The organism is Fructilactobacillus florum DSM 22689 = JCM 16035 (assembly GCF_001436645.1).
Classification (GTDB): Bacteria; Bacillota; Bacilli; order Lactobacillales; family Lactobacillaceae; genus Fructilactobacillus; species Fructilactobacillus florum.
The window spans coordinates 26,634-46,887 of record NZ_AYZI01000011.1 but is presented as its reverse complement, the minus strand read 5'-3'; the positions used below and the strand labels follow the sequence as shown (position 1 = coordinate 46,887).

Sequence of the window (20,254 nt, the reverse complement as noted above, 5' to 3'; positions counted from 1 at the left end):
TCAATGGAGATAAGCAAATGAATTTTGATACGGTGCTAGATAAAGATCTAGATACTGGAAAAATTTATTATGGTGCTGGATTAATGTCACAAAAATTAGGTAGATTATTAGATACCAAATAGGATGATGAACAATTAAGCTGTATTTAAAAACGGTAGCTTAGGTTTAAAAATTATCCTAGCTTTTATCGTAGGTGGAATAATTATTGGTTATGGTGGTTATCGGATTTACCTGATAAAAATCGTCATGGATAACTCAACTGAACTAAAAAAAATCGTTTATGATGATGATAAATATCATAAGATAAAAAACGTTACAATTAACTATTTTAGTGTGCGACATAATCCAATGGGTAGGATCGATGTTGGCGGATATGTAAATGGACAGTTGCAAACTAGTCAACTAGCAAAAGTTAAAAATTTGGAGGAGCAAGCAACTGGCTTCGTATCAAATGGTACTACTAAGATGGAACTCAGTATTAGGGGTAAGTGGGATCATAAGGTAAATGAAGCAATTGAAAAGCACAGCCACGATTTCTCCAAATAGTAAATAAATTATATAGACTTGGGATTAAACATTGCTTACTGAAATCAAAAGTTTTTCTTAAGTATGGAGTGTAGGGTGGCTTCCTGCTAATGATAAAATCTAGAATTCAACGTTTTGCACATTACCTGCGAAGTCTTCGATCAGCGCAGACTTTAAAGTAATTTCAAGGATGCATTTACCAGAGAAGTCCGTTCCAAATTTAGTCATCGCTGGGTGATTCCCAGCCACAGCGGCGATAAAGTCAAGCTCCGTGTGGACTTTCGCAGTAGCGTTGTTAGAGGAAAAACGTTTTCCTGATTTTTGTTCAAACCAAGATGAAACTGCGACCTGGGGATGGGTAATAATATTCTGGGCGCGATGACTTTGATAATTAGTCAGTACGTAGTAAACGTTGTCGGCAGTGTCATCTTGGTTGAAAGTAACAATTGAGTTCGATACGATACCTTCTTCACTAACCGTTGCTAAATTGATGTTTTCGACGGCATGAGTAATTTCTTTAAAAGTAGTTAATGTATTTTTCATAGTAAGATAGATCTCCTTTGGAGTGATTTTATCATATTTAATAATGTGATTCTAGAAATGTTATAATAACATTGGTAACTATGTTTACATATATGTAGAGGGAGCGATATTATGTTAATCAGCTGGCTTCATTTAATCAATTGGATAATTTTGCTTATAGTCGTTTTGGTAGCACTGTTCAGTAAGCGTCCAACTACGAGTAAAGTTAGTATGATAATTGCCCGTATTTGTTACTTAATTGCGCTTGGTACCGGTTTATTGCTTCTTGGTGGAGCATATGCTGCTGCCCCAGTTTTAACCATTATTAAAGTCGTGGCCGCTCTACTTTTGATTGTGGTGATTGAGTTGGCCTTTGCCTGGCGGCTTCATCATCGGCTTAACAAAATGTGGATTTATTTAACACTATTTTTGCTGTTGCTTGTCGGTTTCATGGGAATTTATCTTGCTGGTGGTTATCCATTTTAGCTACAAAATTAATGTGGTTTAAAAATAGCCGTTCGACCAAATTGTCGAACGGCTATTTTTTTTGCTTTAGATTTAATTATTACAACTTTTCTGGTGAGAATAACTGATCAATTTCAGCATATTCGGCAGCAGAAAGGTCAATTTGTAAGGCTTGAGCGTTGCTTTGAACCTGTGCTGGGTGTTTAGCTCCCGGGATTACCACGCTAATATCAGGGTTTTTAAGGTACCAAGCTAAGATAATTTGGGCAACCTTAGCGTGATGCTGCCGCGCAATTTGCTCGACTTGCTCAACTTGGTTAACAATTGTGGTGAAGCGTTCACCATTGAAGTCCGGGTTATCATGACGAATGTCATCGCTTGGAAATGAAGTTTCTGCATGGTACTTGCCAGTTAGCAGTCCTGAAGCTAATGGAAAGAAAGGCACAAATGAAATCTGGTGCTCACGTAGATAGGGGAAGCGTTCCGCTTCGGCATCACGATGCAGGAGATTATACTGTTCTTCATCGATATCCACTAGATTATCTTGATTAGCTTCTTTAAGTTGGTCCATTGATAGATTAGAAACTCCAATGGCTCTGATTTTGCCAGCTTGTTTGAGCTCGTTGAGTGCTGCTACGGCATCATTTAAGGGTGTTTTTCCATCAGAGAAATGAATGTAGAAAATATCTAAGTAATCAGTTTGGAGTCGTTCCAGGCTGTCTGTTACACATTGTTTTAAAAAGGCGGGAGAATTATCGATGACCACGTCGCCGTTTGCGGTAACTCGTTGCGCCCCTTTGGTGGCAATCTGAAACTTACTGCGATCATAGCCCTGAATGGCTTGCCCAATTAATTTTTCTGATTGACCCATTCCATAGGCAAAGGCAGTATCTAACATTGTGATGCCGTCATCAAGTGCCTGACGAACAATTTTAATTCCAACTTGGTCATCAAGATTGGGGAATAAATTGTGGCCCCCAACGGCGTTGGTTCCTAATCCAAGTGGTTGCGTAGTAACATTGGTTTTTCCGATTTTAACACTAGTCATAAAAATACTCCTAATCTTTAGATAACGATGTCTGAATGATTGATAAATTTTGCAGGTACTGGAAAAGCACCACTGCCTGGTTATGTTTCTGATCCTTAGCTCCATACAATAGAATTACATTTTGCGTCGCTAAGCGTTGGGCAACCTCGTTAATAAAGATGGCGGTTGCTGGATTTTGGTTTAATTCTTGTTGATAGTTTTTAGCAAACTCAGAGAATTTACTTGGATCATGGTTAAACCACTTCCGTAACGCTGGCGATGGGGCAATTGCTTTTTCCCATGCATCGAGGTATGCCGTAGCCTTGGAAATTCCTCGGGGCCACAGTCGATCAACTAAAATCCGATATCCATTTAAATCAGCCGGCTTTGTATAAATCCGTTCCAGTTGAAGTTTCATAAACGACCTCCCAACCATGCTCTTGTTTAGTATACAACAGATTTGCAGTTAAGCTCTAATCGGCTAACTTAAAAACCAGCTGGGCTAACCCAGGCTGGTTTTTAAATGAACTTTTATAAGTGATTTTTAGTTTCTGATGAAATCGTAGGGAAGAGGGTAATGAAGTCGTTCATCTGCTCAGGATCAATATGATACTCGATGAAGGGCAGAATGCTACCGATGGCATTGTCTGCTTCAGAGCTAATCTCAGTCATTCCGACTAAATAGCCTTCTTGATCGAAAATAGTGATAGCTTTCCCACGGTTAGCACGCATCGAGACACGGAACCAGTCACCAGCTAAGTCAGATTCAACAACTTTGTAAGTTTCTGGATGTTGCTTTGCTTCATCCACAGTTACGCCAACTTGTGCGATACGTGGCATGGTAAAGACAGCACTTGGAACTGCCGGATATTTAATGGCGGCACTGGTTTCATGTGCAAATAATTTAGTTAGATAAGTTGATTCATAGATGGCAGTTGGTGTTAGACGACCGACTTTTTTATCTAAAACATCGCCAGAAGCATAGATACTAGGAACTGAAGTCTGCAAATGATCGTTAACTTTGATTCCTTTTTGGTCGTAAGCAATGCCGACTTCGTCTAGGCCAAGGTTACTCGTGTTGGGGTCACGACCAGTGGCATTTAGAATCCAGTCAGAACTAAAGGTTCCTTGGTTTGTCTGTAAATCATAGCCGTTAGCAGTCTTTTTAACTGCTTCTGGAGTAACGTTTTTGACGATGTTAACCCCTTGGTCAACAAGTTGTTGTAAAAGATCCGCCACAAATGGTTGGTAAAATTGTCGTAGGGCAGTATCGTGGTGCAACAATAAGTTTACTTTGGTTCCGGCGGTTGCTGCAATGGATGCAAACTCGACCGCAATGTAGCCTCCTCCAACGATGGTTAATTCCTTGGGCTGCACTGATAAGCTTAAGAAATCAGTTCCATCGTGGAGAAATTCCGCACCAGGAATGTCGAGCTGGTGGTAGTGAGCACCAGTGGCAATCACAATGTTGGTAGCGGTGTAGTCAGTTCCAGCGACGCGAATGGTATGAGGATCAACTAGTTTTCCATAGCCGTGGATCATTTCAACGCCATTAGCAACCAATGATTCTTCGATTGCTCCAGGAAGTACTTTGATGACTTCTTTTTCATGGGCTACATTTGCGGCCCAGTCAATTTTTGGAATCCCCTGAATCCCTTTTCCCTGCATATTTTCAGCTTCATGTTTTAATTTGACGGGCATATCAAGCGCAATCTTGGCGTTGCAACCGCGGTTAGGGCAGGTTCCACCAACCTTGTCAGCTTCGACCATACCGATCTTAAAATCACCTTTGGCACCCAGTGCAAGTGCGCCGTTGAAGGCACCATGACCACTGCCGAGATATAAAACATCGTATTGATAATCATTTGTAACCATCATTCGACCTCCTAGAAAATCCTAATATCATTGTATACAACCATTGTTTAGAATTCTAATGTTAAAGTCAATTAATCTGCCCGCCAGCAGTCATTAAACAGCAGCTTGTTCTGCTACAAAGGCTACTAAATCAGCATAGATTCGTTCTAAATCATCATGATTTCCACGAAGTTCGTAATCAGCGATAAAGGGAACCTGAAATTTTCGAGCATACCGCTTGGCAGTTAAACAGTATTGAGCATTAAAATTTTTGTTGCCACTGCCGATGATTCCCTGACAATACTGAGCATTTTCTTGAAAATCAAGATATTCGCCCATTGAATTTGTCATTAGTTCTTTTACGCCATTATCAATCCCATTGCCACCATCTAGATAGGTGGGGACAAAAACAAAGTATGGCTGGTGCTCGGCTTGTAGATCAGTTTGATCGCTAATTTCTGTAGCAGTAATTAGTGGTTGTGTTGGGTGTATTTGATGTTGCTGCTCAGCATAGCTAACCAAGTGGTTAACGAAACTGCGGGTATTTCCCTCAATAGAAATAAATAAAATTCGGATTTGTTTCACAATTACCACCTCCTTATTATAAGTGTAATCGTTTTTTAGAAAAATTTCAGATTATTTTTGCGATGACTTTCGAATGACGATTAAGTACCACAACCAGCTACCAGCCAAACACAGACTGGTTATCAGAGTAATGATGAAACCAACTAGCAAACCGGGAGTGTGGTAGGTGAGTCGAATTCGGTGATTACCTGCAGGGACAACGCCACCAACAAAAGCTTGATTAACTACCTTAGTGTTGGTCGGGTGCCCATCAATTGAAAGCTGCCAGCCGCTTGAGTATGGGATTGATGTTGTCAAAACCGCTTTTTGGGGTTCATGACTGATTCCAGTAACCGTATTTTTTTGGAGGCGGAGTTGATGTAGCCTTGCCTGCTGTAACCGTTTGATTTGACGGTGATAGTTTTGCTTGAACGGAACCGCGATGAGCCGTGTTTTTTTGATGTTAATTGCGGCGGGTCCGTCAAATTTGATGGTAATGGTTTTGCGAGATTTGGCAGAGTAGCCCAAGTTAAGGAGTGCTTGGTGTTTTGGCAAGTAGTTTGACAGTTCGTCTTTACCAAGCTGAGTAACGGCGTTGCTCATTCCGTGGGCACTGGCGGTGATCACAAAGCTACCATTATCATAGCTGGTTAGATTATTTCGAATAGCGGTTAGTTGGTTTAATGGAACTAGTGCCCGATTAGCTAATACGGCTCGATTGGCCTTGTTAGCAGCCGTTTGCGCTGCATCAAGAGGGGTAACAGTGATACCTTCTAATTTTAGGTATAACTCGTGGTTACGCGTCTGTTCTGGATTTTTAATGGTTAACTCGTACTGATTTTGGTTGCCTAGAGCATCAGAGGTTAGTTGATGTAAACCAGTTCGATTTTTTTGGACGCTTTGGTTTGCGATGTCTGTATTTTCTTTGAGAATTGCTTTAATTTGTTGTGCGGTAGCATAAGTAGCGTTAGGCTGAGATCGATTTGACCGAGTACTTGCAGGTAATTGATCCAGTTGCTCGGGCTTCGTCAATAAATTGGTCTGATCTAGTTGCGTTTGGTAAGCCAACGAGCGCAGGTTCGAGTGGTAGTGTAAGGGCTTAATGCCCGAAATGGCGCTAGGAAGGTTGGCTGCTGCTATCAGACTTTGTTCACGCTCAAGTGGGCTTAAGCGATGAAATTGCTGATCGGTCAGCACGTGTGTTTGGGTATATGCAAGGGGCAACGCCTCGTTGTTTTTGGCGATGATAGTGCCATTTGGTTTGGCCGGATTAACTAGCTGGTTAGGGATTGGGAAAAGGCGTGGCTGGCGATCGCGGTTACGAACGATTTTAAAACCAGCGGGCAAATTTTTTTCTTCCCTAGTGCTATCTAAGAAAAGATATTTAACACCCATCAGGTTTTCTAGCGAGGTGCGGTAGTCATTTTGGGCGACTGGATTATTCGGTGTGAATTGGTTGTTTTGAACCTGTTGTTCCAATGCGCCAACATAACCATTTTCAACGGTCAGATATGAAGCAATGTCATGGGTTCCGAGAACCATTGGGATATTTGATTCTGCATTAAAATAGTCGGTATTTAAAGAATTTTTTCGCTGATCGGGCTGATAATGATACCGTGGTCCAATCGTGGTTCGCTCATGGTTGAGGCGGGGAGTTACATAGTGATCGGCTTGGTCATAGTAGTTGGAAACAGCCTGCTGAGCCTGATTTTGTAGATACATCGTTTTAGAATAGCTACTGCTATTGGGGCTGTAAAATCCGATTCCTAGACTAATTAGATTAACAATCACTAGGGTTAAAACGGAACTTTGTAGCCACCGTCGTTTCCAGTTAAATAAATTGGCTATTAAAAGGATGCCGATGAGACTAAAGAAGAGTAAATATTCGACCAAATCATGCCGATGTAGTTTTAATATCCCTCCGTTGCTGAGCCAGATCACCAGAAGCAAGCTCGGTCCACTGGCTGCTAGAATGGCAAGATCACGGTGGGTTAGGTGGCGCAACGCTTCAGCAAAATATGCACTGGCAAGTCCAATGGGCAATAGCCCGAGCGATAGCCAGCGATTTGATGGCGCAGCAAAGGCATTGAAAATAGCACTAACTTGTGGGAAAACAATTCCAATTCCAAGTAAAATTAAGGACCAATTAAGGGCACGATATTTTCGAAAGTGGCTCAATACGTAGATGATGGCTAACAAGCTAAAACCGCTAATCCCAATTATTAACCAGAAATTAAAGCTATTTCCCATCCCAATTATTTTTCCAGGAAGCCCAAGATAGTAGCTAAGTGGGTAGAGATGATAACCATTGGCAAATTGATTAGTGATTCTAGTCGATTGAAAAGCATACATAATTGTTGGGACGAAGAGGACGGCAGCCATGCCGAGCCCGGCAATAACCGCTGCTGTCAGGCTAAGCAAGGATTTCCAAGGACGAAATGATTTGGAGGTGCGAAGGTCGAAATAACGTACAATGACGTAAACGAGGCAACCTAACCCAAGAATGTAGGCAAAATAGAAGTTACTGAGGAAGGTAATGGTGACGGCAATTATCAATGGAACTACCGCGTGACGGTGCAAGACTTGTTCAATTCCATTTGCAAGGAGTGGGAACAGAATTAATGGTAATAAAAAGAAGGCATGGTGCATGCCAGCATATAGGGCATAGCTAGCAAAGGTATAGGTAAGCGTGCTGATAAGTTGGCTGAATTTTTTGAAGTGAAAATTGCGACAGTATAATAAAAAGGCCAGTCCGGCACAATATAACCTGAGAACTACTAAGACACTGTAGCCTAAAGCTACCTGATTTTTGGGGAACAAAATAATAAGGTAGTTAAACAGATCCCCGACAACATAGTAAGAGAAGCTTGTCAGTTGATCTGCACCCAATCCAATATTCCAAGCCCAATTTGTAAATCCATGCTGGGGGTGCTGTATAAAATTAACGATCATTTGGCGAAAATCGATCAAGATGGGATAATGTTGAGCAATTCCATCGAAACTCCAAATAAGGGAACGATTAGTGAGGCGAAAAGTCAGCCAAAAGGCGCTAATGATCACCAAAAAGCAGGCAGTATAGGCAATCCACACGGGAATTTTTTTAAATATTTTCATAGGAAACTCCTTGTCACGAAAAAAACGAGGCAGGCCTCGTTTTGCGTTTCTTAAGGTTATGCAGGGTTCGTTTCGTCAGTTTTAAGGGGGGTTACTTCGAACCAATTTATAAATGAGTTTTCGTAATCCAATACTTTAAACTGAAAGCGCCCAATTGTAACCACGTCACCGATTTTAATATGGGGATTGTGTTCAATCACAAATCCAGCGATGGTAACGATATCAGAACTATCAAATGATTTGATCTTAGTATCGAAGAATTTTTCAAAGTCATGAGTATTTAGCTTACCACTAACTTTGTAGGTTCCGTCAGCCTGCTTGAAAATCTGCGCCTGATTAGCAGGATCGATTTCATCACGAACGGTTCCAAATAGTTCCTCATAAATGTCTTTATCGGTAATAATTCCGGAAGTACCGCCGTATTCATCGATTACGACCACGATTGGTTGGTGATTCTTAATCATTTGTTGTAAAACCATGGCAATCGGGGTTGTTTCAGCAGTCGTACTGATCTTACGTAATTGCCCTTTAACGGATTTTTTGGGGTTAATCTGGGCTTGCTGAACTAGATCATAGATGTAGACATAACCAAGGATATTGTCCTTGTTGTTATCTTTGACCACCGGAAGCCGGCTAAAAGTAGTCTTGAGGTAGGTTTCGGTAGCTTCTGCTACGGTATCGTTATAATCTACGGTTTTAAGTTGGGTGCGGTCAATCATGATATCACGAGCGGTTTTATCGTTTAACTCGAAGGCACGCTGCATGTAGAGATAGTCGTTTTGTTCCAGGTCTCCATTTTTAACGGCTGCTTTGGAAACGCTCAGAATCTCTGATTGTGACAGAGCTTCGTCATTTTCATTGGCAACCTTGAGCCCCAACATGCGGACAACTGCATTGGCAGAAATGTTAAGCAGCCAGACGAAGGGATAAAAGACGACATGACAGTAATGTAGTGGTGTGCTGACCACGTTCAGCACTTGTAAAGGCATGTCAATACTGATGTTCTTAGGTAGAATTTCTGTAAAAACGACTTCTAAATAAGTCAGTAGGATAATCCCAAGAACTGCCCCAATACCGTGGGCGGTAGCGCTGTTAACCCCCATATCGGTGCCCAATAGATTAACAAAAAGTGCGATCACAAAGGTTTCACCAATCCACCCAAGAATAATCCCCGCCAATGAGACACCCACTTGGGTGGTGGACAGGTATTCATTGAGATTTTTAACCATTTTGATTTCGCGGGTCAGTTTTTTTCTGCGTTTTTCTGAAGTGTTGTCATCATCGAGTTCTTCTTGTAAGGCAGTGGGGCGCGATTGCACGAGGGCAAATTCGCAGGCAACGAAAAATCCTGCTAAAAAGAATGTGATGAGAATAATAACTAAGTCGATAAAAATCGATCCAGTAACCAATGTCGTGTACTCCTTTTTCTTGATAGGTTGATTTGAGGTCAGGAACTGCAGTTGTAAAATTTTTGGATTTTACAATTCTGTACCATATTAACATACAGTGGCGGGAGCTGTTTTGAAATCAGTAAAAAGAAAACAAATTTTTTGAATCTTAAAGGTAACCGCCCTATAATTAAAGGTGTCAGGAAGCTGACAATTAATTAACAAAGGGGAGTTTAATGATGGCAAATAAAGATTTAAGCAACATTAGTTACGACCCACTGGACGATTTTTTCGGCGACTTTGGTAAAAGCCTACTAAATTCGGTCGCAGGCGGTAATAATCGGATGAAAACGGACGTGATTGATCATGACGATCACTATGAAGTTGTTTCTGAGTTGCCGGGATTTCAAAAACAAGATATCGATATTCAATACAGTGATGACACGCTTTCGATTCACGCAGTTCATGATCTGAAAAAAGAAGTTCGTGATGATGATGGACATGTGGTCAATCAGGAACGTCGGTCAAGCGATGTTAGTCGGTCATTCTACCTACCGGATGTTCAAAAAGATCAAATTAGTGCTACTTACGATGGTGGTCTTTTAAAGATTGAATTACCGAAGTCAGCAAAAGAAGAGCAGACTAGCAAGTCAATTGATATTAATTAAACAAATAAATTAGAAAAACAGTTCTATTTTGGTACTGATATCCTTCATACGTGGAGGTATCAGTACTTTTTTTATCGATGACCATCCTTTTCCTGTAATTAAGGCAGATCGTCTGATCTAGTGACACTTTTCCAGCGGGGTTTGCCCATTTCAGCTATAATTGTTAGAAAAGGATGTTAAGGAGGAAGCACTCTTGTCAGATCAGCATTATTCCGGTTTAAGCTCAGCAGAAGTTGCTGCTAAAGTAGCGGCTGGGCAAAAGAATACGCCACCCCCTGCCTTAACCAAAACGGTGGGACAGATTGTAGTTAGCAATGTTTTTAACCTCTTTAATTTTATCAACCTGGTGCTTGGGCTGTTGGTCTTTACCACTGGTAGCTATAAAAACCTCTTGTTTTTATTAATTGCTTTCTTAAATTCGCTGATTGGAATTATCCAAGAGGTTCGCTCTAAAAGGCAAGTTGATAAGATGGCGCTACTTTCGCAAGCGCATAGTCGAGTGGTTCGAGATGGAGAAACAGTTGAAATCCCTTCAGAGCAGCTGGTTTTAGATGATGTAATTCAGTTGACACTCGGCGATCAAATCCCGGTTGACGGGGTTATTTTGGCAACTAAAGAACTAGAAGTCGACGAATCACAGATTACGGGTGAATCCAATCCGATTAACAAACCGAATGGCGCTAGCGTGATTTCTGGTAGTTTTGTGGTGGGGGGTCATGCGGTGATGCAGGCCACCAAGGTTGGTGATGACACTTTTGTAAATTCTTTGACTGCCAAGGCGAAAACTACGAGCCGAAAAAAAAGTGTATTACTGGATTTGATTAACAAAATTATTCGGATTTTAACGGTGATTATCATCCCGCTTGGACTCGCTCTGTTTACCTCGCGAATTTTACGTGGAGTAAGTTGGAATGATGCCATTTTAGGGACGGTGGCCGCCATGATTGGGATGATTCCAGAAGGATTAGTGCTGCTATCATCTGTAACGCTAGCGGTCTCGGCCTATCGATTGGCACGCCGCAAAGTGCTGGTGCGCGACCTAGCTTCGATTGAAACGCTTGCCCGAGTTGACACGCTTTGTCTTGATAAGACGGGGACGATCACCAGTGGGGAACTAAAGTTTGACCGATTGGAACAACTCGCGACGGGCACAACGACAGCAACGATTGCTCCGCTATTAGGATCAGTCTTACGAGAAGTTGGCGATACGAATGCCACTGCGATGGCTTTGCAAAAAGAATTTATGCAAGCCAATCAAGTTGCTTCGCGGATCATTCCGTTTTCTTCGGCGCGGAAATGGAGTGGAGCTCAACTAGCCGATGGAAAAAACTACGTGCTAGGAGCGCCACAATTTGTTTTGCAAATGAGTTCGAACGAGTCTAATCAAGTCCATGAACTTGCGACCCAAGGTTTGCGGGTCTTGGCCTTTGCTACAGCCGAAACAATGACAGAAACGTCGTTATCAAAGACTAAACTAATAGCATTTGTGATCTTGTCAGATGTGATTCGGAGCGATGCCCCAGAAACGCTACGTTATTTCGCCAATCAGGGAGTGACGCTTCGCCTGATTTCTGGAGATGATCCAACCACGGTTGCCAGCATTGCTAGTCGGGTTGGCGTGACACAAGCCGATCAGTATGTCGATATGAGTACGGTGAAAACTCCAAACTATCCGAAACTGGTAGCGCATAATCGGGTATTCGGACGAGTTAAACCAGAACAAAAAGAGCAGCTGATTCGCGCGATGCAACAGGCTGGGAAGACGGTCGCAATGACGGGGGACGGTGTTAATGATATTCTAGCTTTGAAACAGGCTGATTGTGGGATTGCCATGGCGACTGGAAATGAAAGTACTAAGAGTATTGCGGACTTCGTGTTAATTAACTCTAATTTTTCTGCCATGGTCAATGTATTAAAAGAGGGACGCCGAGTTATTAACAATATTGATAACATTGCTTCGCTGTATTTAATTAAAACCATGTTTTCCGTTATTTTGAGTGTCATTTTTCTGTTTTTGGCTCGTAACTATCCGTTTCAACCGATTCAGCTCACTCCCATTAATAGTCTAATGGTCGGAGTGCCATCCTTTTTCCTAGCAATGGCACCTGAGTTTCATCCGATCCGCAATCGATTTGTGAGCGGAATTATTGCAATTGCCATTCCATCTGCGCTATGCGTGGTAGTGGACGTTTTATTGTTAGGTGGATTAGGTCCTTTCCTCGGACTTTCAGCACCTAGTATCGCTTCGTTGAATGTATTAGTAACGGGCTTTGTTTGTTGGCAGGCGATGTTGCTAATTAGTCGTCCTTGGAACCGCTATAAACTGATGGTAGTTTCGATCAGCATTACCCTGTTTTTAGCAGTCTTCATCTTTTTAGGACCACTGTTTTCGCTAACGGGGTTGAACAATTGGGTTGCCTTGTTAGTGGGAGCGGTCATGATTTTACTAATTAATCCGATGTTTTTACTGTTACAACGAGTGGTGAATTGGAGTTGGCAGCGGTTGACAATTTGGCGCTCAGCATTAAAAAAATAAAACACCGAAAAGTAACTTTTCGGTGTTTTATTTTGCCTTAATTGCTGTTTGTAGAACTTGCATTAATCGTTGTTCTTCTTCTGAGAGTGGATGTTTGGTGCGACGGGCTAGTGACACAAAAAAATTAGGGACGTCATCATCAGCAATGTTAAGCGTCTGAACTTGATCCTTGGGGGTGATTGCCGTTTCCGTTAAAAATGAGATTCCGACGTTTTGAGCCACTAGTTGTTTGATTAGTTCGACGTCTTGGGTTCGATAGCGAGTATTAACTCGGACTCCATGCAGGCGACATAGTTTTTGAAAGGTTTCTGCATGGATAAAGTCGTCATTAAAGCCAATGAAGTCGGCCTGATCCAAATCACGCATGCGCACGGTTGGATGCTGAGCCAACGGGTGCTCCTTGGCGGTGATGATTTTAAATTGGTTTTGGGTCAAGACCGTCGTAGTTAGGTTCTGGTTGTGAAACGGTGCTGCTGATCCAAGCAGGGCAATATCAACCGTGCCGTCAATCAATTGATGCAACAATTTTTTTGAGCCCGCTTCTAGATTGGATAAGTCATCTAGGATGCCGGTTTCTCCAAGTTGCGCCGCTAAACTCGGGAAATAATAGTTCCCGATGATTGGAGGTAGCCCAAAGTTAATGGGCTGCTGTTTCTGTGGCACCAGCGACTGTTCAATCGCAGTTACTTCATTGCTAATGATTTGGGCGTGCTGGGCGAGTTGTTTTCCCGCCGGTGTAATCTCAATCTGGTGGTGTGCTTGGTTACGCTGGACTAATTCGATGTGCAGTTCGTTTTCCAGTCGTTGCACAGCTAAGGAAATGGTAGGCTGGCTGACCTGATAGTAAGCTGCAACTTTGGTGTAACTATGCAATTCAGCTAATTTATTGAAGTAGAGTAAATCTTGCAGTTTGATTTTAACACCTCATATTAATGAAATTTATTCAAATTTAACGTTTGACTATCTTTTTATAGATGGACTAATATGACTCTTGTTTAGAATAATACCATATAAATTTAGAGGAGCGAGAACTATGACTAGAAGTCAAGAAATCGTCAACAATCCCTTTTTAAATAAAGGAACGGCCTTTAGTGCTACTGAAAGGAAAGATTTACACCTTGAAGGAATGTTGCCACCTCGAATTCAAACCTTGGATCAGCAAACTGATCGCGTTTATGCTCAGTACCAGGAAATGAGTACAGATTTAGAAAAACGTATGTATCTAATGTCAGTTTTTAATGAAAATCGGGTTTTGTTTTACGCTACGTTTGCAAAACATGTCAGTGAATTCATGCCGATTGTGTATGATCCAACGATTGCGGATTCAATTGAAAACTACAGTCGCTTATACGTTAATCCCCAAAATGCGGCCTATTTATCAATCAATGATCACAGTCGCGCAACGATTCGGGAAAGTTTAATCAATGCTGCTGAAGGTCGCAACGTTAAATTGTTAGTTGTGACTGATGGTGAAGGAATTCTTGGCATTGGTGATTGGGGAACTCAGGGAATTGATATTCCGGTTGGTAAGCTGATGGTTTATACAGCTGCTGCGGGGATTGACCCGTCAGAAATTTTACCAGTGGTCTTAGATGCAGGGACTACTCGTGCATCATTAAAGGATGATCCTTTGTACGTTGGTCTTGATCAAGATCGGGATTATTCTGATAATTACTATGAATTTGTGGATAACTTTGTTCAGGAAGCAGAATCACTTTTCCCTAATCTTTATTTACACTTTGAAGATTTTGGTCGAGCTAATGCTGCTAAGATTCTGGAAAAATATCAGGATAAATTCTTGGTCTTTAATGATGACATTCAAGGAACTGGAATTATCGTTTTAGCTGGGGTACTCGGGGCATTGAACATTTCTGGTGAGTCAATGACGGATCAGAAATATCTATGCTTTGGTGCTGGTACTGCCGGGGTCGGAATTGCGCAGCGAGTTGCTGAAGAAATGGTTCAAGCAGGCTTGAGCGAAGCAGAGGCTAAAAAGCACTTCTACATGGTCGACAAACAAGGACTCCTGTTTGATGACATGCCAGATTTGACACCGGGACAACAGGAATTTGCTAGAAGTCGTTCCGAATTTGATAATGCCGATGAATTAACGGATTTACTCTCGGTTGTACAAGCGGTTCATCCAACCATTATGGTGGGAACTTCAACTGTTCATGGTGCCTTCACACAGGAAGTTGTTACGGAAATGGCAGCGCACACGAACCGTCCAATTATTTTACCAATTTCAAACCCAACTAAGCTTGCTGAAGCAACGGCAGCCGATTTGATTAAATGGACAAATGGTCGGGCGTTGGTGGCAACTGGTGTTCCAAGTGCTCCCGTGGAACATGATGGAGTTACCTACGAAATTGGACAAGCTAACAATGCGTTGGTTTATCCTGGGATCGGTTTAGGTGCGATTGCCGCAACTGCTACGACTTTGAATGATGAAATGATTAGTGCAGCTGCGCACTCTTTAGGAGGAATTGTTGATTCTTCTAAGCCAGGAGCTGCCATCTTGCCCCCAGTTGAGCAGTTGACTGAATTCTCCCAAACAGTTGCTAATGCTGTGGCGCAAAGTGCAGTTGATCAAGGGGTTACTAGAGAGCAGATTAGTGATGTGAAAGCAGCGGTAGAAGCTGAAAAATGGTACCCCGTTTATCGTGAACTGAACTAAGCATTGCTTTGGAAATAGTTATGAAAGGAGTTTGATGATGACAGCTTTTTTAACGTCTTTATCAAGTGTCGGTGAGATTGTTCTTGTCATCGCACTTGGGTATTGGTTGCGAAAATCGGGCAAATTAGACGACAAATTTAAGGGTAGTATTTCGTTTATTATTATGAATATTGCGCTGCCAGTATCGATTTTTATGTCAGTGGTCAGTCACTTGAACCGGGATAAATTATTGAGCCTGTCGAGCGGTTTGTTCTACGTCTTTATTAGCTTTGTATTGGGTTATGTGGTTGCGTTAATCTTTGTGAAAATTTTTAAAATCCGCAAGGGACGGCGCGGAACGTTCATTAACATGTTCGTCAATGCCAATACAATCTTCATCGGGATGCCACTTAACATTGCGTTATTTGGTGACCAAGGTTTGCCTTATTTCTTGTTGTACTACTTGATTAATACCATCTCTACTTGGGCAGTCGGGATCTTCTTTATCTCTGCCGATGATCCAACTAAAGATAAAATTTCAGCAAGTGGAGCAAAGTTTAACTGGAAAAAGTTATTGCCTGCTCCTTTGATTGGCTTTATAGTGGCGTTGGTTTGGTTGGTTTTAGGGCTACCAATTACGTTTATCGTGCAACCCGCAGCCTTTCCAATGCTTGGGAACACTTTCACCATGGTTGGCGGTTTGGTAACTCCCCTCTCCTTGATCTACATTGGGATTATTTTAGCTGATGCTGGGTTACAATCAATCCATTTTGACCGTGATTCAGTGCTGGCATTAGCGGGGCGGTTTGTGATTGCACCTGCTATTATGATTGTGGTGTTGCTGACAGCTAAACATACTGTTGGTACTGTACCAACTCCGGAATTAAATACGTTTGTGATTCAAGCTGCTGCACCAGGATTGGCCGTTTTACCTATTTTAGTTGGTCAGTCGCATGGTGATGTAGATTACGCAACGAACTTAGTGGTAACTAGTACAGTGCTCTTTGTAATTGTGGTTCCAATCTTAATGGAAATTTTAGCTTTTCTATAAGCATTATTATCAAGACCTTCACATTGTGGAGGTCTTTTTGATATACCTGTAGCGTTTAATCGTTATAATAATAGTTGTGAATCGTCTGAAAGGAGCTGGAATTTATCAACGAAAAATTACAAAAAGTTCGCCAGTATGCAGCTCAGGAAATGGCATTTGATCATTCCGGACATGGCTTTGATCATATTGAGCGGGTTGTTAATATGACCGGGAAATTGTTGGCTAGTGAACCTGCTAACGGTGAAGTTGCACTGACCGCGGCTTATTTGCACGATGTTTTTGACGAAAAACTTTGTGATCACCGTGCTGAAAAGCGCCAGGAAGTTATTAATTGTCTCCAAGATTTTGGTTACCACCCCGAGGAAATCAAACAAGTATTGGAAATTATTGACCATTTATCGTTTGCAGATAGCCTTGAGCAGCATCACCAGCTCTCAAAAACGGGACAAGTAGTACAAGATGCGGATCGACTAGATTCGATTGGTGCCATTGGGGTGGCGCGAACGTTTGCGTATGGAGCTGTTCATGGAGCTGCCATGTATGATCCCAAACTACCTCCGCGCCGACAGCTGACCAAAGCAGAATATCGCAACAATACGACCACTTTGAATCACTTTTATGAAAAATTATTCTTAGTAGCAGATCAAATGAATACAAAAACCGCCCAGCAACTTGCTAAGCGGCGAAAAAGTTTGATGGAAACATTTGTGCAAGAATTCAAAGCGGAGTGGTCGGGGCAAACTTAGATTTAAGCTTCAATGAGGTCTGCAAACGACGCGTGCACTAGCTTGGCAACCGCTTCAGCATTGACTAGCACCGAACGACCGATTTGGCCGGAAGAAATGATGATTTCTCCTTGCTGTTGGGCACTGCAATCAAAGTAGATGGGATAACCTTTTTTCTCATAAATGCCAACAGGAGTGTTGGCACCATGTTCAAAGGTCGTGATGGCAGCCAAATCTTTTAATGGAATCATCTGAACCTTTTTCTTGTCGGCGGCGCGGGCGAGCTTTTTTAAGCTGAGACGGCAGTCGAGGGGAACCACGCCAATAATTGGCTCATGATCCTTAGTAATAGCGGCCAATGTTTTATAGATTTGATGGCGTTGGTAGGATTGTTGGTGGGCGTCAAGTTCAAAAACATCGCCGACTTGATGGGTTGCAAATTCAATTTGCTGGTATTTTATTTTGTGTTGATCTAAAACCTGCTCTACAAGGGTCTTATGGAGCTTTCCATGGTTCTTTTTTGTCATAAAATTCACCTCATTTACTTTGTATTATAGCAATTCTTTTGAAAAATTTAATGACTTTCGTGCAACTATCATTTACAATTAATTTGACTAATTAGAAGGAGATGGCTTGTGTATGGCAGAAGGAAAAAAAGAAAAAACTCATTTTATTCAGTATGCAAACGGGAAATCATTACAAGAGATTAATGGTACCGTTGAAGTTCCAAAGAATTTGGGTTTTTGGAAAACGTTATTTATGTATTCTGGACCAGGAGCGCTAGTGGCAGTGGGATACATGGATCCAGGGAATTGGTCAACGTCAATTACCGGGGGTCAAAATTTTCAATACTTGCTGATGTCTATTATCTTGATTTCAAGTTTGATTGCGATGTTACTTCAATACATGGCAGCTAAACTTGGGATCGTGACGCAAATGGACTTGGCGCAAGTGATTCGAGCTCGAACCAGCAAGACGTTGGGTGTAGTACTCTGGATTACGACCGAGTTAGCGATTATGGCGACCGATATTGCAGAAGTAATCGGAGGCGCAATTGCGCTATACCTGTTGTTTGGGATTCCGATTTTAGTAGCGGTCTTGATTACTGTTTTGGACGTGTTGGTATTACTATTACTGACTTCGATTGGGTTTCGAAAGATCGAGGCCGTCGTGGTTGCTTTGATTTTAGTTATTTTCTTTGTATTTGCTTATGAAGTAGCACTTTCAAATCCTGATTGGCTGGGGGTATTGAAAGGAACGGTTCCAAGCATTGCTGCGGTCAAAGAGACCCCCGTTGTTAACGGGACGACGCCATTGAGTGGGGCTTTAGGGATTATTGGGGCGACTGTCATGCCTCATAACTTGTATCTGCACTCGGCAATTTCTCAAACTCGAAAAGTTGATCATAACGACGAAGAAGACATTGCCCGCACGGTGCGGTTCTCAACGATGGATTCCAACATTCAGTTAACCATGGCCTTCTTTGTAAATGCCCTCTTATTAATTATGGGAGTGGCAGTTTTCAAATCTGGTTCCGTGCAAGATCCATCGTTCTTCGGTTTATATCAGGCACTCAAGGATCCCTCCTTTATGAGTAATGGGATTTTGGCAAGTGTTGCAAAAACTGGAGTCCTTTCAACCCTATTTGCGGTAGCTTTATTAGCTTCTGGACAAAACTCTACGATTACTGGAACGTTAACGGGTCAAGTCATTATGGAAGGATTCATTCATATGCGGATGCCACTCTGGGCTCGGCGGCTAGTTACCCGATTGATTTCGATCGTTCCGGTGGTCATTTGTGTAATGATGACTAGCGGTGGTTCGGCAGTTAAGCAGCATGAAGCGCTAAATGATTTGATGAATAATTCACAGGTGTTTCTAGCCTTTGCGTTACCATTTTCAATGTTGCCACTCTTGATGTTTACTGACAGTGCTTTGGAAATGAATGGGAAACGCTTTACCAATGCGATCTGGGTTAAAGTTGCTGGTTGGGCTTCCGTTTTAGCCTTAACATTCTTAAACATGTATAACATGCCAGATGCAATTGCCGGCTTCTTTAGCGACAATCCTAATGCACAACAGACCTTTGAAGCAAATCTGATTGCATATGTGATCATTATTGCCGTATTAGCTCTGCTAGGGTGGGTATTATATGATCTTTATCGTGCTAACAAACGCTTGAAAGAACAACATCAATTGGATGACCAAGCAACAAAAGATTAACTGGTAACCCTAGGGTTCTCGCCACAGCGGGAATCCTTTTTTGTTTCTGCTATACTTGAGATAATCTAAGTCGTAAAGGAGCATCTTGTGGCTGATCTAGTATATAAACAAGTATTACAAAGCCTGCAGCAACGAATTAAAACTAATCAATTTCCGCATAATCGGTTGCCGGATGAACGTAGTCTAAGCACGGAATATCAAGTTAGTCGTAGTTCCATCAAACGAGCTTTGAATGTTTTGGCACAGCAGGGAGTTATTTTTAAAAAACGAGGTTCTGGGACATTCGTGAATCCACTGTACTTGAAAAATAAATCGATTTTTCGGTATGAAGGGTCGAATTTAGGGATTACCAACAATCTAAAGATTGAGGGATATGAGCCACAAATCAAGGTTTTGGACTTTGCGGTAATTGCTGCTCCGCCTGAAATTCAAGAAGAGTTGTTTGTGACTAGCGAAGATTTCGTCTATCAAATTCGGCGGTTACGGTTGATTGATGAACGAGCAATTATCATTGAGACGAGTTACATCCCAATCAAATTAGCGCCGGCGCTTACCCGACAAATTGTCACTGGCTCTTTGTTTGATTATTTTGCAAAGGAACTTCATCACACTGGAACCAAGGCATTAATGACCCTCAAAGTACAGCCATCCGTTGCAACTGATCAGGAACTATTGCATTTGGAACCGACGGAACCGGTTGGCATCATGGAAGGAATCTTCTTTCTTGACAATGGAACCCCGTTTGAATTCTCGCAGTTGCGGATTCACTACCATTATTTTAGCTACAACACCTTTGTGGATGTAGCAGAATAAATTGTGGCGGGCTTTCTCAATTGATACGTACCAATTGTGTTATGGTTTGACTTTTTAACAGAAATTGGTAAGATAGTTGTGTAGTTGAGTTCGCTTTCGAACTCATTCTCAAGGGAAAAACAA

General features: G+C 41.9%; 18 protein-coding genes. 9 read left to right on the top strand and 9 right to left on the bottom strand.

Annotated elements, in window-relative coordinates:
• Positions 1-246 precede the first annotated feature (246 nt).
• A complete protein-coding gene (locus FC87_RS06225; RefSeq protein ID WP_056961925.1) occupies positions 247-546 on the top strand; it encodes a hypothetical protein in 300 nt (99 codons plus the stop codon).
• Positions 547-645: 99 nt separating this feature from the next.
• On the opposite strand, the gene FC87_RS06220 is transcribed toward FC87_RS06225, so the two are convergent.
• Entirely contained in the window at positions 646-1,068 is a 423-nt protein-coding gene (locus FC87_RS06220) for a pyridoxamine 5'-phosphate oxidase family protein (RefSeq protein ID WP_054690776.1), read from the bottom strand.
• A gap of 111 nt (positions 1,069-1,179) precedes the next feature.
• Here FC87_RS06220 and FC87_RS06215 point away from each other — a divergent pair, with 111 nt between their 5' ends.
• Positions 1,180-1,533, top strand: a complete 354-nt coding sequence (locus tag FC87_RS06215; protein WP_035421575.1) for a DUF1516 family protein — start codon at positions 1,180-1,182, stop codon at positions 1,531-1,533.
• Between the two features lie 79 nt (positions 1,534-1,612).
• Here the strand turns inward: FC87_RS06215 and FC87_RS06210 are convergent, their stop codons facing one another.
• The 6 genes from FC87_RS06210 to FC87_RS06185 all read right to left on the bottom strand — a co-directional run bounded on the left by FC87_RS06210 (position 1,613) and on the right by FC87_RS06185 (position 9,480).
• The gene (locus FC87_RS06210) at positions 1,613-2,560 is read right to left on the bottom strand and encodes an aldo/keto reductase (RefSeq protein ID WP_056961923.1); all 948 of its coding nucleotides are present in this window, start codon (positions 2,558-2,560) and stop codon (positions 1,613-1,615) included.
• A 10-nt stretch (positions 2,561-2,570) separates the two neighbouring features.
• Complete coding sequence (locus tag FC87_RS06205; protein WP_054690774.1) at positions 2,571-2,957, bottom strand: DUF488 domain-containing protein; 387 nt, start codon at positions 2,955-2,957, stop codon at positions 2,571-2,573.
• 113 nt (positions 2,958-3,070) lie between these two features.
• A complete protein-coding gene (locus tag FC87_RS06200; RefSeq protein WP_056961921.1) occupies positions 3,071-4,414 on the bottom strand; it encodes a dihydrolipoyl dehydrogenase family protein in 1,344 nt (447 codons plus the stop codon).
• 93 nt (positions 4,415-4,507) lie between these two features.
• The gene (nrdI, locus tag FC87_RS06195; protein ID WP_035421573.1) at positions 4,508-4,978 is read right to left on the bottom strand and encodes a class Ib ribonucleoside-diphosphate reductase assembly flavoprotein NrdI; all 471 of its coding nucleotides are present in this window, start codon (positions 4,976-4,978) and stop codon (positions 4,508-4,510) included.
• A gap of 51 nt (positions 4,979-5,029) precedes the next feature.
• Positions 5,030-8,071, bottom strand: a complete 3,042-nt coding sequence (locus FC87_RS06190; RefSeq protein WP_035421571.1) for a YfhO family protein — start codon at positions 8,069-8,071, stop codon at positions 5,030-5,032.
• A gap of 56 nt (positions 8,072-8,127) precedes the next feature.
• Positions 8,128-9,480, bottom strand: a complete 1,353-nt coding sequence (locus tag FC87_RS06185; RefSeq protein WP_009166348.1) for a hemolysin family protein — start codon at positions 9,478-9,480, stop codon at positions 8,128-8,130.
• A 215-nt stretch (positions 9,481-9,695) separates the two neighbouring features.
• Between FC87_RS06185 and FC87_RS06180 the strand changes: the two genes are divergently transcribed.
• Positions 9,696-10,127, top strand: a complete 432-nt coding sequence (locus FC87_RS06180; protein ID WP_225349211.1) for an Hsp20/alpha crystallin family protein — start codon at positions 9,696-9,698, stop codon at positions 10,125-10,127.
• Between the two features lie 193 nt (positions 10,128-10,320).
• Complete coding sequence (locus FC87_RS06175; RefSeq protein ID WP_051393786.1) at positions 10,321-12,663, top strand: HAD-IC family P-type ATPase; 2,343 nt, start codon at positions 10,321-10,323, stop codon at positions 12,661-12,663.
• 27 nt (positions 12,664-12,690) lie between these two features.
• Here FC87_RS06175 and FC87_RS06170 read toward each other — a convergent pair whose 3' ends face one another.
• Positions 12,691-13,572, bottom strand: a complete 882-nt coding sequence (locus tag FC87_RS06170) for a LysR family transcriptional regulator (protein ID WP_225349212.1) — start codon at positions 13,570-13,572, stop codon at positions 12,691-12,693.
• Positions 13,573-13,696: 124 nt separating this feature from the next.
• On the opposite strand from FC87_RS06170, the gene FC87_RS06165 reads away from it, so the two are divergent.
• The 3 genes from FC87_RS06165 to FC87_RS06155 all read left to right on the top strand — a co-directional run bounded on the left by FC87_RS06165 (position 13,697) and on the right by FC87_RS06155 (position 17,116).
• Positions 13,697-15,340 carry a malolactic enzyme gene (locus FC87_RS06165; RefSeq protein ID WP_054690764.1) on the top strand — a complete coding sequence of 548 codons (1,644 nt, stop codon included), beginning with the start codon at positions 13,697-13,699 and terminating at the stop codon, positions 15,338-15,340.
• Between the two features lie 37 nt (positions 15,341-15,377).
• A complete protein-coding gene (locus FC87_RS06160; protein WP_056961919.1) occupies positions 15,378-16,370 on the top strand; it encodes an AEC family transporter in 993 nt (330 codons plus the stop codon).
• Positions 16,371-16,519: 149 nt separating this feature from the next.
• Positions 16,520-17,116, top strand: coding sequence for an HD domain-containing protein (locus tag FC87_RS06155; RefSeq protein ID WP_054690760.1), 597 nt, complete (start codon positions 16,520-16,522; stop codon positions 17,114-17,116).
• A gap of 2 nt (positions 17,117-17,118) precedes the next feature.
• Here FC87_RS06155 and FC87_RS06150 read toward each other — a convergent pair whose 3' ends face one another.
• Positions 17,119-17,622: a YbaK/EbsC family protein gene (locus tag FC87_RS06150; RefSeq protein ID WP_056961917.1), complete on the bottom strand. Its 504-nt coding sequence runs from the start codon at positions 17,620-17,622 to the stop codon at positions 17,119-17,121.
• A gap of 112 nt (positions 17,623-17,734) precedes the next feature.
• Here FC87_RS06150 and FC87_RS06145 point away from each other — a divergent pair, with 112 nt between their 5' ends.
• Positions 17,735-19,318 (top strand): Nramp family divalent metal transporter, encoded by a 1,584-nt coding sequence (locus tag FC87_RS06145; protein WP_056961915.1) that lies wholly within the window; start codon positions 17,735-17,737, stop codon positions 19,316-19,318.
• Between the two features lie 87 nt (positions 19,319-19,405).
• Positions 19,406-20,131, top strand: a complete 726-nt coding sequence (locus FC87_RS06140; protein ID WP_009166339.1) for a GntR family transcriptional regulator — start codon at positions 19,406-19,408, stop codon at positions 20,129-20,131.
• The last annotated feature ends 123 nt before the right edge of the window (positions 20,132-20,254 follow it).